Origin of the sequence: Micromonospora sp. DT48, from assembly GCF_049844495.1 — a bacterium.
GTDB lineage: Bacteria > Actinomycetota > Actinomycetes > Mycobacteriales > Micromonosporaceae > Micromonospora.
On sequence record NZ_JBNCLE010000006.1, the window covers coordinates 297,816 to 313,463 of the forward strand.

Annotated in this window: 16 protein-coding genes; 11 read left to right on the forward strand and 5 right to left on the reverse strand. The window is 71.1% G+C overall.

Annotation, left to right across the window (positions count from 1 at the left end; translation table 11 throughout):
• Positions 1–5 precede the first annotated feature (5 nt).
• Positions 6–689, reverse strand: coding sequence for a phosphoribosylformylglycinamidine synthase subunit PurQ (gene purQ, locus ACLQ2S_RS07410; protein WP_425701377.1), 684 nt, complete (start codon positions 687–689; stop codon positions 6–8).
• Entirely contained in the window at positions 686–949 is a 264-nt protein-coding gene (gene purS, locus ACLQ2S_RS07415; RefSeq protein ID WP_309223082.1) for a phosphoribosylformylglycinamidine synthase subunit PurS, read from the reverse strand. Before purS ends, purQ begins: the two co-directional genes overlap by 4 nt.
• A gap of 438 nt (positions 950–1,387) precedes the next feature.
• Here purS and ACLQ2S_RS07420 point away from each other — a divergent pair, with 438 nt between their 5' ends.
• Together ACLQ2S_RS07420 and ACLQ2S_RS07425 are read left to right on the forward strand one after the other, a co-directional pair.
• The gene (locus tag ACLQ2S_RS07420; protein WP_425701378.1) at positions 1,388–2,068 is read left to right on the forward strand and encodes a S1 family peptidase; all 681 of its coding nucleotides are present in this window, start codon (positions 1,388–1,390) and stop codon (positions 2,066–2,068) included.
• Between the two features lie 24 nt (positions 2,069–2,092).
• Positions 2,093–2,656, forward strand: a complete 564-nt coding sequence (locus ACLQ2S_RS07425) for a YbjQ family protein (RefSeq protein ID WP_425701379.1) — start codon at positions 2,093–2,095, stop codon at positions 2,654–2,656.
• Positions 2,657–2,771: 115 nt separating this feature from the next.
• Here ACLQ2S_RS07425 and purB read toward each other — a convergent pair whose 3' ends face one another.
• Together purB and ACLQ2S_RS07435 are read right to left on the reverse strand one after the other, a co-directional pair.
• Positions 2,772–4,196 carry an adenylosuccinate lyase gene (gene purB, locus ACLQ2S_RS07430; protein WP_425701380.1) on the reverse strand — a complete coding sequence of 475 codons (1,425 nt, stop codon included), beginning with the start codon at positions 4,194–4,196 and terminating at the stop codon, positions 2,772–2,774.
• A 531-nt stretch (positions 4,197–4,727) separates the two neighbouring features.
• Positions 4,728–6,020, reverse strand: coding sequence for an acetyl-CoA C-acetyltransferase (locus ACLQ2S_RS07435; RefSeq protein WP_425701381.1), 1,293 nt, complete (start codon positions 6,018–6,020; stop codon positions 4,728–4,730).
• A gap of 113 nt (positions 6,021–6,133) precedes the next feature.
• Between ACLQ2S_RS07435 and ACLQ2S_RS07440 the strand changes: the two genes are divergently transcribed.
• The 7 genes from ACLQ2S_RS07440 (at position 6,134) to ACLQ2S_RS07470 (ending at position 13,250) form a co-directional block, all read left to right on the forward strand.
• A complete protein-coding gene (locus ACLQ2S_RS07440) occupies positions 6,134–7,507 on the forward strand; it encodes a 3-oxoacyl-ACP reductase (RefSeq protein ID WP_425701382.1) in 1,374 nt (457 codons plus the stop codon).
• 89 nt (positions 7,508–7,596) lie between these two features.
• Positions 7,597–8,487 (forward strand): MaoC/PaaZ C-terminal domain-containing protein, encoded by an 891-nt coding sequence (locus ACLQ2S_RS07445; RefSeq protein WP_425701437.1) that lies wholly within the window; start codon positions 7,597–7,599, stop codon positions 8,485–8,487.
• 78 nt (positions 8,488–8,565) lie between these two features.
• The gene (locus ACLQ2S_RS07450; protein ID WP_155217170.1) at positions 8,566–9,324 is read left to right on the forward strand and encodes an NUDIX hydrolase; all 759 of its coding nucleotides are present in this window, start codon (positions 8,566–8,568) and stop codon (positions 9,322–9,324) included.
• Positions 9,321–10,295 carry a serine/threonine protein kinase gene (locus ACLQ2S_RS07455; protein WP_155217168.1) on the forward strand — a complete coding sequence of 325 codons (975 nt, stop codon included), beginning with the start codon at positions 9,321–9,323 and terminating at the stop codon, positions 10,293–10,295. Before ACLQ2S_RS07450 ends, ACLQ2S_RS07455 begins: the two co-directional genes overlap by 4 nt.
• Before the next feature lie 10 nt (positions 10,296–10,305).
• A complete protein-coding gene (locus ACLQ2S_RS07460; RefSeq protein WP_425701383.1) occupies positions 10,306–11,265 on the forward strand; it encodes a hypothetical protein in 960 nt (319 codons plus the stop codon).
• Positions 11,266–11,276: 11 nt separating this feature from the next.
• Entirely contained in the window at positions 11,277–12,593 is a 1,317-nt protein-coding gene (locus tag ACLQ2S_RS07465; protein ID WP_425701384.1) for an adenylosuccinate synthetase, read from the forward strand.
• 54 nt (positions 12,594–12,647) lie between these two features.
• Positions 12,648–13,250: a DedA family protein gene (locus tag ACLQ2S_RS07470; protein ID WP_425701385.1), complete on the forward strand. Its 603-nt coding sequence runs from the start codon at positions 12,648–12,650 to the stop codon at positions 13,248–13,250.
• A 13-nt stretch (positions 13,251–13,263) separates the two neighbouring features.
• Here the strand turns inward: ACLQ2S_RS07470 and ACLQ2S_RS07475 are convergent, their stop codons facing one another.
• Positions 13,264–13,902 carry a TetR/AcrR family transcriptional regulator gene (locus tag ACLQ2S_RS07475; RefSeq protein WP_425701386.1) on the reverse strand — a complete coding sequence of 213 codons (639 nt, stop codon included), beginning with the start codon at positions 13,900–13,902 and terminating at the stop codon, positions 13,264–13,266.
• Positions 13,903–13,969: 67 nt separating this feature from the next.
• On the opposite strand from ACLQ2S_RS07475, the gene ACLQ2S_RS07480 reads away from it, so the two are divergent.
• Both ACLQ2S_RS07480 and ACLQ2S_RS07485 read left to right on the forward strand, forming a co-directional pair.
• Positions 13,970–14,422: an SCP2 sterol-binding domain-containing protein gene (locus ACLQ2S_RS07480; RefSeq protein WP_155217160.1), complete on the forward strand. Its 453-nt coding sequence runs from the start codon at positions 13,970–13,972 to the stop codon at positions 14,420–14,422.
• A gap of 1 nt (position 14,423) precedes the next feature.
• Entirely contained in the window at positions 14,424–15,638 is a 1,215-nt protein-coding gene (locus ACLQ2S_RS07485; protein WP_155217158.1) for an acyl-CoA dehydrogenase family protein, read from the forward strand.
• Positions 15,639–15,648: the final 10 nt, after the last annotated feature.

Below are 15,648 nucleotides of genomic sequence, written 5' to 3' on the forward strand. Positions count from 1 at the left end.
GACGGTCACGCCGGGGCCCCCACCAGGTGCTTCAGCACCGAGGTGAAGAAGCCGAGGCCGTCGAGGGAGGGGCCGGTGAGCGCCTCCACCGCGTGCTCGGGATGCGGCATGATGCCGACCACGTTGCCGGCCTGGTTGGTGATCGCGGCGATGTCCCGCTGCGACCCGTTGGGGTTGCCGCCGACGTAGCGCGCGACGACCCGACCCTCGGCCTCAAGCGCGTCCAGCGTGGCCGGGTCGGCGACGTAGCAACCCTCGCCGTTCTTGACCGGGATCAGCACCTCCTGACCCGGCTGGAACGCGTTCGTCCAGGCGGTGCCGGTCGCCTCGATGCGCAGGATCTGATCGCGGTTACGGAAGTGCAGGTGCTGGTTGCGGGTGAGCGCCCCGGGCAGCAGGTGGGCCTCGCAGAGGATCTGGAAGCCGTTGCAGATGCCCAGCACGGGCATACCCGCACCGGCGGCGTCGACCACCTTCTCCATCACCGGCGCGAACCGGGCGATGGCACCGCAACGCAGGTAGTCGCCGTAGGAGAAGCCACCGGGCAGGACGACCGCGTCCACCCCGTGCAACTCCGGCTCACCGTGCCAGAGGCGGACCGGTTCGGCACCGGCGATCCGTACGGCTCGGGCCGCGTCCCCGTCGTCCAGCGAACCGGGGAACGTCACCACACCGATCCGGGCGGTCACGGCCGGGCTTCCACGGGCTCGTCGGCCTCGACCAGGCGGACCGTGAAGTCCTCGATGACCGGGTTCGCGAGCAGCTTGTCGGCGATCTCCCGGGCCCGGTCCAGGTCCGGTTCACCGGTGAAGTCGATCTCGATCCGCCTGCCGATCCGTACCGAGGCGACGTCGTTGACGCCGAGCCGGGGCAGCGCGTTTGCGACGGCCTGGCCCTGAGGATCGAGGATCTCGGGCTTGAGCATGACGTCGACGACGACGCGAGGCACTGGGCACTCCTGACTGTGTACGCAGTTGGGTGCCGACCCACAACGGGCGAGCGCAGCCAGCCTACCTGGCAGATGCCGCGCCAGCCGCACCGGCCGGACGCCGCCGGAGTGCCGCTCGACCCTACCCGCACGGGCCGAACGCCACCGATACGGGTTCGTTGCGATCTCGATACGGCTTCGTTGCCGGCTGACCCCGGTCGGCCCGGTTCACGACCAGCGCAGCGGGACGCGCCACCGGTCGCGCGTCCGACCGGCCACGGGAAATCCAACTGTTACATCGAGTTGTTCCAATGAACCTCTTGTGAAACACCCCACCGGGCCCTACCGTACATCGTCAGATGTCGATTTGACGACGTCACTGGTGGCGGATAACCCCCGTCCGCCACCACAGGTCGGCCCGGCGAACCCGGGTCCTGTGCACCCCGAAGGAGCCCTCCGATGCGCATCAGATCTCTGATCGCGGTCTTCGCCACCGCCATGGCCGGCGTGCTCGGCGCCAGCTCCGGCGCCGTCGCCTCGCCCGTCACCCCCTACATCATCGGCGGCGGCACCGTCTCCTCCGCGCCATGGGCCGCTGCGGTCTTCAGCAACGGCTCGTTCACCTGCTCCGGCACGATCATCGCGCCGCAGTGGGTGCTCACCGCGCGGCACTGCCTCGGCGGCACGATGTCGGTGCGGGTCGGCAGCGTCTACCGCTCCTCCGGCGGCGTCACCCGCACGGTCAGCGCCACCTACGGTCGGTACGACCTGGCGCTGATGCGGCTGTCCAGTTCCGTGAGCACCAGTTACGTCACGCTGGCCTCCAGCAACCCGCCGGTCAACTCGACGAACTCGATCTACGGCTGGGGCATGACCTGCTACAGCGGCTGCTCGGCGTCGACCCAGCTCAAGACCGCGAGCGTCCGGGTCACCAGCACGAACGTGAGCGACGCGTACGGCGGGCAGGCGATCCGGAGCACCCGGATCAACGGCAACGCGTGGCGCGGCGACTCGGGCGGCCCGCAGTTCTACAACGGTCAGCAGGTCGGGGTGGCCTCCACCGCCGACGGCCAGAGCATCCAGAACTACGGCAGCGTCGCATACAACCGTGCCTGGATCCGCTCCGTTTCCGGCGTCTGACGGTTAGCGCCCCCGGCGGCGCGGATGGTGGGCCCTGCGCCCGCCGTCCGCGCCGCGCGGTTTTTCATCATCCGAGTAGGTGAACAGGGCTCACGATGTGTCGTAGCTGCGCCTGCCAGCATCGGAAACGTGCTGGTCGTGACGACGGATCTACTTCCCGGCTATGAGATCCGCCAGATCCTCGGCGAGGTGGTCTCCTCCATGGCCAGGACGCGCAACCCGTACCGCGAAGGGGTGAAGAACCTGCGCGGTGGCGCGTACGACCCGATGGCGCCGGACAACCTCACCCGCTGGCGTACCGACTCGGTCGCCCGCCTCGGCGAGGAGGCCCGGCGGCTCGGCGCGAACGCCGTGGTGGGGATGCGGTTCGACAGCCGCGACTGCGGCGAGATGTGGATGGAGATCTGCGCCTACGGCACCGCCGTGATCGTGGTGCCCAAAGTGCCCGACGTCATGCCTCCCGACCAGCCCCTGGTGGCCGCGGAAACCGCCCAGGACCCGGCCTTCGCCGAGGAACCCGGCGCCATCGCCGAACCGGCGAGCGCACCCAACCTCTCCACCGCCGCCGAGACCCCCACCCGCGACTAACCCCCCACCACCACCCCCATTGCCGTGTTGATCAAGAAGTTTTCGCCTTCTCACCCGGCGTGGCGCGACCAAAACTTCTTGATCAACGCGGCAATGGGGGTGGGGTGGGGTGGGGTTAGAGGATGGGGGGTGGGGAGTAGGTGGCGGCGTGGGGGTGGGACTGGACGATCTTGGCGATTCTCGCGGTGACTGCCTGGATCTGGGCGGGGGCGGCGCCGACGAAGGCGGCCCGGTCGGCGACCAGGGCGTCGATCTCGGCGCGGGTGAGGTTGAGGCGGGTGTCGGCGGCGAGGCGGTCGAAGAGGTCGTTGTCGGGGGTGCCCTTCTCGCGCATGGCCAGCGCCACCGCGACCGCGTGCTCCTTGATCGCCTCGTGGGCGGTTTCCCGGCCCACCCCCCGACGGACGGCTGCCACCAGGATCTTCGTGGTGGCCAGGAACGGTAGGAACCGCTCCAACTCCCGGTTGATCACCGCCGGGTACGCGCCGAACTCGTCCAGCACGGTGAGGAACGTCTGGAACAGCCCGTCGGCGGCGAAGAAGGCGTCCGGCAGGGCCACCCGGCGCACCACCGAGCACGAGACGTCCCCCTCGTTCCACTGGTCACCGGCCAGCTCGCCGACCATCGACAGGTAGCCCCGGATGATCACCGCGAAGCCGTTGACCCGCTCGGACGAGCGGGTGTTCATCTTGTGCGGCATCGCGCTGGAGCCGACCTGGCCCGGCTTGAACCCTTCGGTCGCCAGCTCCTGACCGACCATCAACCGGATCGTGGTGGCCAGCGACGACGGTGCCGCGGCGGTCTGCGCCAACGCGGCGAGCACGTCGAAGTCGAGCGACCGGGGGTAAACCTGCCCGACGCTGCTCAGCACCCGACTGAAGCCCAGGTGCTCGGCGACCCGACGCTCCAACTCGGCGACCTTGTCCGCGTCACCGTCGAACAGGTCGAGCTGGTCGGCGGCGGTACCCACCGGCCCCTTGATGCCCCGCAGCGGGTACCGGGCGATCAGGTCCTCCAACCGCTCGTACGCGATCATCAGCTCCTCGGCGGCCGACGCGAAGCGCTTGCCCAGCGTGGTGGCCTGCGCCGCCACGTTGTGCGACCGCCCGGCCATCACCACGTCGGCGTACTCGTGGGCGTGCCCGGCCAGCCGGGCCAGCGTCGCCACCACCCGGTCCCGGATCAGCTCCAACGAGCGGCGCACCTGGAGCTGCTCGACGTTCTCGGTGAGGTCCCGGGAGGTCATCCCCTTGTGCACGTGCTCGTGCCCGGCGAGCGCGCTGAACTCCTCGATCCGGGCCTTCACGTCGTGCCGGGTGACCCGCTCCCGCTGCGCGATCGAGGCCAGGTCCACCTCGTCGAGCACCCGCTCGTACGCCTCGACCACCCCGTCCGGCACCGGCACCCCGAGGTCACGCTGGGCCCGGAGCACAGCCAGCCAGAGCCGGCGTTCCAGGCGTACCTTCTCCTCCGGCGACCAGAGGGCGACCAGCTCGGGCGAGGCGTACCGGTGGGCGAGCACGTTCGGGATCGTCGTCACGGGCACATTCTTCCGTACGCGCCCACGGCCGGGCACATCGTGGGTTCCGCGCCAGGGCGCCTCCATCGCCGGGGTCAGGACCGTCTCGTTGTTGCGATCCTCGCCCGCTCCGGAGAGCGGGTGCAGCCCCGTCGCATAGCGGCGGGTTTGCGCGCGTAGAGCGACTCGTTGCGATCCTCACCCGCTCCGGAGAGCGGGTGCAGCGGTTTCCGACCTGGAAATATAGCTTGTGGTCGCTGACGAACGAGTCCACTCGCCAACCCATATGCCCGCTTTGCCGACAAATTTCATGTCGGGACCTCCCAGGGGTTCGTGCACACCGGAGGTTCCTAGATCATTAAGGACCCGGTGTCGCGCTACTGATCAATGCGTCGTGCGCATGTTGAAGCAGAGCAAAGGGCCCGAAGCGAAGACAGCAGACCCCGGCCGCATGACGGAGCGTGAACAAGCCCCTGCCACCGCTTCCGCAGAGCTACCCGCCGGCCGGAAGGGGAAGCGGTGCACCGGCGGGAAAAGGTTTACGGCTGGTGGTCAGCGTTCCAGGATGGCGGTGACGCCCTGGCCACCGGCGGCGCAGATGGAGATGAGGCCGCGTCCGCTGCCCTTGGTGGCGAGCAGCTTGGCCAGGGTGGCGACGATCCGACCGCCGGTGGCCGCGAACGGGTGACCGGCGGCCAGCGAGGAGCCGTTCACGTTGAGCTTGTCGGTGTCGATGGCACCGAGCGGGGCGTCCAGGCCGAGCCGCTCCTTGCAGAACTCCGGTGACTCCCAGGCCGCCAGGGTCGCCAGCACCTGGGAGGCGAACGCCTCGTGGATCTCGTAGTAGTCGAAGTCCTGGAGGGTGAGCCCGGCCCGGGTGAGCAGCCGGGGCACCGCGTACGCGGGTGCCATCAGCAGACCCTCGTCGCCGTGCACGAAGTCCACCGCGCCCGTCTCCGACCAGGAGAACCAGGCCAGCACCGGCAGGTTGTGCTCCCGTGCCCACTCCTCGCTGGCCAGCAGCACGGTGGAGGCGCCGTCGGTCAACGGTGACGAGTTGCCGGCGGTCATGGTGGCGCGCTCGGCGTCCGGCCCCTTCGCGCCGAAGACCGGACGCAGCGCGCCCAACTTCTCCAGGGTGGTGTCCGGCCGGAGGTTCTGGTCGCGGGTCAGCCCCAGGTAGGGGGTCATCAGGTCGTCGAAGAACCCCCGGTCGTACGCGGCGGCGAGCCGCTGGTGCGAGCGCAGGGCCAGTTCGTCCTGCGCCTGCCGGTCGATGTTCCAGCGCAGCGCGGTCTGGGCGGCGTGCTCACCCATGGACAGGCCGGTGCGCGGCTCGGCGTTACGGGGGATCTCCGGCTTGAACGGCTGGGCCGGGCGCAGCTTCGCGGCGATTTTCAGCCGCTCGCCGAGGGTCCGGGCCGAGTTGAGCTTGAGCAGCGTGCGACGCATGTCCTCGTTGACGGCGAGCGGCGCGTCGGAGGTGGTGTCGACGCCACCGGCGATGCCGACGTCGAGCTGCCCGAGGGCGATCTTGTTGGCGACGAGGATGACCGCCTCCAGGCCGGTGCCGCAGGCCTGCTGGATGTCGTACGCCGGGGTACGCGGGTCGAGCTTCGAGCCGAGCACCACCTCGCGGGTCAGGTTGAAGTCCTTCGAGTGCTTGAGCACGGCCCCGGCGACGACCTCGCCGACCCGCTGCCCGGCCAGGCCGAACCGGGCGATCAGCCCGTCCAGTGCCGCGCCGAGCATGTCGGCGTTGGAGGCGCTGGCGTAACGCGAGTTGGAGCGGGCGAAGGGGATCCGGTTGCCGCCGATGACCGCGACCCGTCGAACGTTCTGCACGATCCGTCTCCTCGAAGTCTCGCCCGCAGTTTCACCTGGTTGGCACCAGGATGGGCGGGAGATGGTTCGCCGCCCTACTGCCAGTCTCTCTTACTCGCCAGTAGGCTACGCCTATGACCGACAGGTATGCGAGCTTCGTCCAGTCAAGTGCCGGGCGGGCGCTGGTCAAGCGCCTCGGGCTGCCCGATCCGCCGCGACTGCGCCGGCACACGCCCGGCGAGCCGATCCTGCCCGGGCTGGTCCTGCTCGGTGCCGCCGAGGGCGGGCGGCTCACCGAACCGGTCGGAAAGGCGCTGGCCGCCGCCGGGCTCGCCCTGCGCGATCCGGCCACCGCCGTGCCCGATCCGGCCACCGGTCGTACGCCGGAGAGCGCCGCCCTCGTCTTCGACGCTACCGGCATCACCGACTCGACCCAGCTGCGTCAGCTGTACGACTTCTTCCACCCGCAGGCTCGGGCCGTGCAGCCCAGCGGCCGGGTGATCGTGCTGGGCACGCCACCGGCGGAGTGCGGCACGCCGCGTGAGGCGACCGCCCAGCGGGCGTTGGAGGGGCTGACCCGCAGCATCGGCAAGGAGTTCGGCCGGGGCATCACCGCGCAGCTGGTGTACGTCACCCGGGAGGCGGACGCGGGCACCTGGACCAGCCTGGAGGCGACCCTGCGGTTCCTGCTGTCCGGTCGCTCCGCGTACGTATCGGGGCAGGTGATCCGGGTCGGTGCCGGCCAGGCCACCGCACCGGCCGACTGGGAACGCCCGCTGGACGGGCAGGTGGTGCTGGTCACCGGCGCCGCCCGGGGCATCGGCGCGGCGTTGGCCCGGGTGCTGGCCCGCGACGGCGCGACGGTGCTGGCGCTGGACATCCCGGCCGCCGGGGACGCGCTGGCCGCGGTGGCCAACGAGATCGGCGGCAGCGCCATCCAGCTCGACCTGACCGCCGCCGACGCGCCGAGCCGCCTCGCCGAGCACCTGGCCAGTCGGCACGGCCGGGTGGACGTGGTGGTGCACAACGCCGGCATCACCCGGGACAAGACCCTCGGCCGGATGGACGCCGACCGGTGGGACCAGGTCATCGACGTCAACCTGTCCAGCCAGGAGCGGATCAACGACCTGCTGCTGGAGCGGGGGCTGATCCCGGCGGGTGGACGGCTCATCGGTGTCTCCTCGATCGCCGGGATCGCCGGCAACCGGGGCCAGACCAACTACGCCACCAGTAAGGCCGGGGTCATCGGGCTGGTCGAATCGCTCGCCCCGGCGCTGCGGGAGCGGCAGATCAGCGTCAACGCGGTCGCGCCCGGATTCATCGAGACCCGGCTGACCGCCCGGATCCCGTTGATGCTGCGGGAGGCCGGACGCCGGATGAACAGCCTCGCGCAGGGCGGGCTGCCGGTGGACGTCGCGGAGACCATCGGTTGGCTGGCCTGGCCGGCGTCCGGCGCGGTCAGCGGCAACGTGGTCCGGGTCTGCGGCCAGAGCCTGCTGGGGGCGTGATGGCCGGACGCAGGAACGGCGAGGAACCGGCCGACGACCTGTCGGTCGGCGAGCTGATCGACGGTCCGACCGAGCCCCTGACACCCGAGATGTTGAACGCCGCCCGGCTTCAGGAGCCGGCCGAGCGGGCCCGGGTGGAGCTGCCGAGGCTGCCAGCGGCCGGTCCGTTGTACCGTCGTGCGCTGCTGAACGCGCTGCCCGGGGTGCGTGGCCGACGTGCTGTCGGGGTGCCGGCGGTCGAGTTGGCCGTGGGCGCGGTGGCGGTGGATCCGGAGCGGCTGGCCGACTACGACCGGGTCTGCGGGTTCCGGCTGGCCGACCGGCTGCCCGCCACCTTCCCCCACGTCATGGGCTTTCCGTTGGCGTTGCGCCTGATCACCATGCCGGAGTTCCCGATCCCGCTGACCGGGGTGGTGCACGTCGGCAACCGGATCACAGTGCGTCGGCCGGTCACCGTCACCGACCGGCTGGACTTCACCACCTGGGCGGAGAACCTGCGCCCACACGACCGGGGTCGGCAGGTGGACGTCGTACTCGTCGGGTCGATCGACGGCGAGGAGGTGTGGCGCGGCGTCTCGACGTACCTCGGGCGGGAGCGCACCTCTGGCGGCGGTGAGCGGCGCGACCCGGCCGACCGCCCCGCGCCACCGGCCGTCACCGCCCGCTGGCAGGTCACGCCCCGGGTGGGTACGGACTACGCGAGGGTCTCCGGCGACCACAACCCGATCCACACCTCACGGCTGGGGGCCCGGCTGCTCGGTTTTCCCCGGCCCATCGCCCACGGCATGTGGAGCAAGGCGCGGTGTCTCGCGGCGTTGGAGAGCCGCCTGCCGGACAGCTACACGGTGGACGTGGCGTTCAAGCTGCCGGTGCCGCTGCCCAGCACGGTGGCTTTCGGCGCCACGGCGGCCCCACCCGGCTGGGATTTCCACCTGCATGACCGGCGTGGTCGCCCACATCTGGTGGGCACCATCAGGTGAGCGGGGCCGGGCACTTGCCCGGCCCTCTCTTTTGGGCTAGGTTCTTCTCAGCTTGAGATGTTCTCTGAATGAGAGTGATTGAACGTGAACGAGCAGGAGTTCCTCGCCGCCTACGACCCGGGTGCCTACCCGTCGGTCGCGGTCACCGTCGACGTCGTCGCCCTGACCATTCGCGACGGCGTTCTGCACCTGCTGCTGATCCGGCGCGGCGAGCAGCCGTACGCCGGGCGCTGGGCGCTCCCCGGCGGATTCGTCCGGCCGGACGAGGACCTGTCCGCAGCCGCCCGGCGGGAGCTGGCCGAGGAGACCGGTCTCGACGGCGAGCCACTGCGCCGCGTCCACGTCGAGCAACTGGCCTCCTACGGTGCGCCCGACCGTGACCCCCGGATGCGGGTCGTCTCGGTCGCCCACCTCGCCTTCGCTCCCGACCTGCCGGACGCGACGGCCGGCACCGACGCCGCCGAGGCGACCTGGGTGCCGGTCACCGAGCTGGACAACCGCCAACTCGCCTTCGACCACGGCCAGATCGTCACCGACGGGCTGGAGCGGGCCCGTTCCAAGCTGGAGTACACCCCGCTGGCCACCCGGTTCCTCGCACCCGAGTTCACCATCGCCGAGCTGCGGGCGGTCTACGAGACGGTCTGGGGGGATCAGCTGCACGCCGGCAACTTCCACCGCAAGGTGCTCTCGGTGCCGGGGTTCGTGGAGAGCACCGGCGCCAGCACCGAGCGCGGCGGCAGCCGGGGCGGCCCCCGGTCCCGGCTCTACCGCGCCGGGGACGCCCGGCTGCTGCACCCCGCGCTGCTGCGCCCGGCGCGGGAGGAGGCGGTGCGATGACCACCGACGAGGCGATCCGCCTGGTCACCACCGCCCGCGACGACGACGAGCTGTTCGGCGTCGACGCGCCGGAGCGGCGCTACCGGGAACTCGTCGTCGCCCTGCACCCCGACCGGCTGGGTTGGGTGGGTCCGGGGATCCGAGCCGCCGCGATCGACGCGTTCCACCGGGTCACCACCCGCTGGCGGGCCCGGCGGGTGACCGTGCTGCGCGGTTACCGGTGCACTCGGCCCGCGTACTCCGGTGATCTCGCCGACCTGTACGACGTCGGCGCGGACCGGCTACTCAAGCTGCCCCGGGACGCGGCCGACAACGACCTGATGGCCCGCGAGCAACGTGCCCTGCGCACGCTCGCCGAGCGGGCGGACCCGCGCTGGCTGCCGTATGTGCCCCGGCTGGTCGACACCTTCACCCACCGCGACGCCGACACCGGGGCGGAGCGACGGGTCACCGTGCTCGGCACCGCGCCCGGTCTGCACAGCCTGGTCGAGGTGAAACAGGCGTACCCGGAAGGGCTCGACGCCCGTGACGTGGCGTGGATGTGGCGACGGCTGCTGGTCGCCCTCGGCCTGGCACACCGGGCGGGCCTGGTGCACGGTGCGGTGCTGCCGTCGCACGTGCTCATCGACCCCGACGCCCACGGCCTGGTGCTGGTCGACTGGTGCTTCTCCACCGAGCCCGGCGACACCGTGCCGGCGATGGTGCCCGATCACGACACCTGGTATCCGCAGGAGGTCCTCGACCGTGGCCCGGCCGGGCCGGGCACCGACATCTTCATGGCCACCCGCTGCATGACCTGGCTGATGAGCCGCCGCGCGCCGCGTCAACTGCTCGACTTCGCCCAGGGCTGTCGGCAGCGGTTCCTGCGGTTCCGCCCCGACGACGCCTGGCTGCTGCTGCGCGAACTCGACGAGGTGCTGCACCGGCTCTACGGACCGCGCACCTTCCGACCCTTCACCCTCAACCCCTAAGGAGGCTGCCATGGGCAGCGGAGCATGGTCCACCGATGTGTACGACGCCGCCGACCGGTACCGCCGGGCCACCGGCACCAGTGCCTTCTCCTACAGCGACAGCGGAGCCCGGGTGGTGCACCCCGCGCTGGATCCGCGCGGCGTGGTGCGGGAGAGCCGGGACAGCGCGGAACACCCGCACGCCACCCCCGTCGCGGTCCTCTTCGACGTGACCGGCTCGATGGGGCACGTACCCCGCGTTCTCCAGGCCAAGCTGCCGCAGCTGCTGGGGCTGCTGCTCCGACAGGGGTACGCCCGCGACCCGCAGATCATGTTCGGCGCGATCGGGGACGCCACCTGTGACCGGGTGCCGTTGCAGGTGGGGCAGTTCGAATCCGACAACCGGATGGACGACGACCTCGGCCGGATCGTGTTGGAGGGCGGCGGTGGCGGCCAGATGCAGGAGTCGTACGAGTTGGCGCTCTACTTCATGGCTCGGCACACGGTCACCGACAGCTGGGAGAAGCGCGGCCGGCGCGGCTACCTCTTCGTCATCGGCGACGAGCTGGCGTACCCGAAGGTGAAGTCCGGCGAGGTGGCCCGGCTCATCGACGACGACCTGCGCGAGGACGTGCCGTTGCGGCGGATCGTCGACGAGGTCACCCGCCGGTGGGACACCTACTACCTGCTGCCCAGCGGCAGCCACTACTCGGGCAACCGCAAGGTGCTCGACTTCTGGCGCGACCTGCTCGGCCAGCAGGCGCTGGAACTGGACGACCTGAACGCGGTCTGCGAGACCATCGCGCTCACCATCGGTCTCGGCGAGCAGGCCATCGATCTCGACCAGGGTCTGCGGGACCTGGACCGGGCCGGTTCGGCCGCCACCGGCACCGTCTCGAAGGCGCTCGCCCGGTTGACCGGACGGTCCCGGACCGAGGTGTCGAGGCTGCCCGCCAACCGGACCAGCGGTCGCGGAGTCATCCGGCTGTGAACGGCGTACGGGTGACCCCGCGGCACGTGATCGTGGTCGACCTCGGGTACGGCGACGCGGGTAAGGGCACGGTCGTGGACTGGCTCTGCGCCACCCGGCCGGTGCGGACGGTGGTGCGGTTCAACGGGGGTGCGCAGGCGGCACACAACGTCGTGCTGCGCGACGGCCGACACCACACGTTCGCCCAGTTCGGGGCCGGCACCTTCCATCCCGGGGTGCGGACCCACCTGTCCCGGCACGTGGTGGTGGACCCGCTGGCGCTGGCCGTCGAGGCGGACCACCTCGCCACCGTCGGGGTGCCCGACGCGTTCGACCGGTTGACCGTGGCCGGGGAGGCCCTGCTGGCCACCCCGTACCACCGGGCCGCGAACCGGGCCCGGGAGCTGGCCCGTGGAGCCGACCGGCACGGTTCCTGCGGGCTGGGGGTGGGCGAGGCCGTCGCGTACGGTCTCGCCCACCCCGACCAGGCGCCCCGGGTGGCGGACTGCCGCGACCCGGAGCTGTTGCGCCGTCGGCTGACCGCGCTACGCGACCGGCTCAGCGCCGAACTCGGCCCGCTGGACGCCCCGCCGGTCGCCGACTGCCTGCCCGCGTACCTGGCCTTCGCCGAACGGGTGGAGATCGTCGACCGGAGTTGGCTCGCCGGGGAACTGCGGGCCGGGACGTGCGTCTTCGAGGGCGCGCAGGGGGTGCTGCTGGACGAGTGGCACGGCTTCCACCCGTACACGACGTGGAGCACCACCACCACCGCGAACGCCGAAGGGCTGCTGGCCGAGGCCGGTCTGGCGGGGTCGGCGACCCGGCTCGGCGTGCTCCGGACGGTCACCCCCCGACACGGCCCGGGACCGTTGGTCACCGAGGACCCGACGCTCGGGCTGGCCGAACCGCACAACGCGACGAACCCGTGGCAGGGCCGCTTCCGGTTCGGTCACTTCGACGCCGTGGCCCACGGGTACGCCCTGGCGGCCACCGGTGGGGTCGACGGCCTCGCGCTGACCCACCTCGATCTCGTCGACCAGGGTCTCGACCTGCGGATCTGCCGCCGCTACACCGATCTGGACACGCTGCTGCCGGGCCCACCCGGAGACCTTGACCGGCAGGCCGCGCTCACCGCCCGCCTACTGCGGACCAGACCGGTGTACGACGATCCGCCGCCCGCCGACTGGCCCACGGCCGTGGCGCAGGCGTTGGGCGTGCCCGTCGTGCTCACCTCCCACGGGCCGACGGCACAGGACAAGCGGGTACGCGGCGGCCTGCTCGACTCCGTGCACCCAGCCGACGGTGCGGCGGCCCGACCGACCAGGGCAATAGGCGTAAGACCCCATTAGCGGCGATCCGTCCGTCCCGCCCCGACGTGTCCGCCCGACCGCGAGCATGGATCCATGGAGGCCGCCCTCGACCTGCTCCGGCACACGCTCACCTCACCGTGGGTGTATCTGCTGCTGCTCGGGCTCACCGCGGTCGACGCGGTCCTTCCGCTGGTGCCGGCCGAGGCGGCGGTCATCACCGTCACCGTCCTCGCCACCGGAGGGGAGCCCAACCTGGTGATGGTGCTCGTGGCGACCACGCTCGGCGCGGTGCTCGGTGACCATGCCTCCTACGCCATCGGGCGAGGCGGCGGATCGCGGCCGCTCGACCGCTCCCCGGCCGACAGCCGACGTCGGGCCGGATCGCAGTGGGCGCGACGGGCGGTGTGCCGACACGGCGGCGTCATCCTGACCTCCGCCCGGTTCCTGCCCGGCGGGCGGACGGCGGTCACCCTGACCATGGGCGCGGTGCGCTACCCACTGCGCCCGTTCCTGCTGTACGACCTGGTCGGTGCCGCGACGTGGGCGCTCTACTGCGTGCTGCTCGGCCTCTTCGGCGGGCTCGCCTTCGAACGCGAACCCCTGTACGGGATCCTGACCGGGATCGGCCTGTCGATCGTGGTCACCGTGCTGTTGCAGGTGGCACGCCACCTGCGGCGTCGCGCCAACCGACCCTGAGGCTCGGGTGTGGTCACCGCTCGGGCGGGTGCCAGGTGACGCCGTGCAGCAGTTGCTCCGCGCCGAGCCAGGCGACGTTCATCATCCGGGTGGCGGTCTTCTCCGGGTCGGCCTCCGGATGAGCGGCCAGCCAGTCGGCCAGTGACTCGCTGGCACCGACCAACGCGTACGCGACGAGCTCCAGTTCGCCACCGGTCACCTCGTGCCCCTCGGCTCGCAGCGCGTGGTCGAGCATCCCGGCGACCACCTCCACCAGTCGGGCCCGCATCACGGCCAACTCCTGGGCGAAGGGCTGCTCGGCTCGGGCCTGCCGGTAGAGCACCGCCCAGCCGTCCCGGTGCGCGCCGACGAAGCCGAAGAACGCCCGCAACGCGCGCCAGAGCCGCTCGTCGGCGGGTAGATCCGGGGCGGCGGCACCGGCGATGGCCTCCATCATCCGGGTGCTCTCCCGGTGCAGGCAGGCGACGAAGAGTTCCTCCTTGGTGCCCAGGTACGCGTACACCATGGGTTTGGAGATGCCGGCCACCTCGGCGATCTCGTCCATGCTGGCGCCGTGGTAGCCGCGTCGGGAGAAGACCCGCACCGCGGAGTCGAGCATCTGTTGCTCCCGTACGGCACGCGGGAGGCGCTTGAAGGCGGGACCGGTGGACACCTTGCGAGCATACCTACCCATGCGTAGGGTTACGCACGAGTAGCCATTGTCCGAGAGGTGCTTTGCCATGACTGACTTCGACCCGGCCAACTTCGCCGACCTCGGCCCGAAGGAGTTCGCCCAGCTCGTCAAGAAGACTCCGGATAGCAAGTTGGCCGAGGTGATGTCGGGCGACCTGCGCGGCAAGATCCTCGACGAGATCTTCGGGCGGATGCCGCAGTTGTTCCGCGCCGACCGGGCCGGCTCCACCAACGCGGTGATCCACTGGAACATCACCGGTGCTCCCGACGGCGGCAACGACACCTACGAAGAGGTCATCGCCGACGGCACCTGCACGGTCAACCAGCCCCCGCAGCACGACCCCCGGCTGAGCCTGACCCTGGGCCCGGTCGAGTTCCTGAAGATCGTCTCCGGCAGCGCCAACCCGGTCATGATGTTCATGACCGGCAAGCTCAAGGCCAAGGGTGACCTGGGCCTGGCCGCCAACATCGCGAACCTCTTCGACATCCCCAAGGCCTGACATGGTCGAGTTCTCGCTCGACCTGAACGAGGAACAGCGGGATCTGCGTGACTGGGTGCACGGCTTCGCCCGCGAGGTCGTGCGCCCGGCCGCGGCCGAGTGGGACACCCGTGAGGAGACGCCCTGGCCGATCATCCAGGAGGCGGCGAAGGTCGGGCTCTACGGCTTCGAGTTCCTCGCCACCTGCTGGGCCGACCCCACCGGGCTGTCCCTGCCGATCGCCAGCGAGGAACTGTTCTGGGGCGACGCCGGCATCGGGTTGAGCATCTTCGGCACCTCCCTCGCGGTCGCCGCCATCTACGGCTCGGGCACCCCGGACCAACTCGTCGAATGGGTGCCGCAGTGCTTCGGTGACGCCGACTCCCCGGCCGTCGCCGCCTTCTGCACCACCGAGCCGGAGGCCGGCTCCGACGTCGCCGCCATGCGTACCCGGGCCACCTACGACGAGGCCACCGACGAGTGGGTGTTGCGCGGGCAGAAGGCGTACGCCACCAACGGTGGGATCGCCGGGGTGCACGTGGTGACCGCCTCGGTCGAACCCGAACTGGGCTCGCGCGGACAGGCCGCGTTCGTCGTACCGCCGGGCACCCAGGGGCTCAACGCCACCCGCAAGCTGCGCAAGCTCGGCCTGCGCGCCTCGCACACCGCCGACGTCTTCCTCGACGACGTCCGGGTGCCGGGCCGCTGCCTGCTCGGCGGCAAGGAGGCGCTGGACGAACGCCTGGCCCGCGCCCGCTCCGGGCAGCGCGCCTCCGGGCAGGCCGCGATGCGTACGTTCGAGCTGTCCCGACCCACCGTCGGCGCGCAGGCGCTCGGCGTGGCCCGAGCCGCCTACGAGTACGCCCTGGACTACGCGAAGGAGCGGGTCCAGTTCGGTCGGCCGATCATCACCAACCAGGCCGTCGCGTTCACGCTGGCCGACATGCGGATGGAGATCGACGCCGCTCGCCTGCTGGTGTGGCGGGCCTCCTGGATGGGCCGCAACAACCGGCCGTTCACCGCCGGTGAGGGCTCGATGTCCAAGCTCAAGGCGGGCGAGGTGGCCGTCTCGGTGACCGAGAAGGCGGTCCAGATGCTCGGTGGTGCCGGTTTCCTGCGGGACCACCCGGTCGAGCGCTGGTACCGCGACGCCAAGATCTACACCATCTTCGAGGGCACCTCGGAGATCCAGCGACTGGTCATCTCCCGGGCGATCTCCGGGATGCAGATCCGCTGACCGCCGGGAG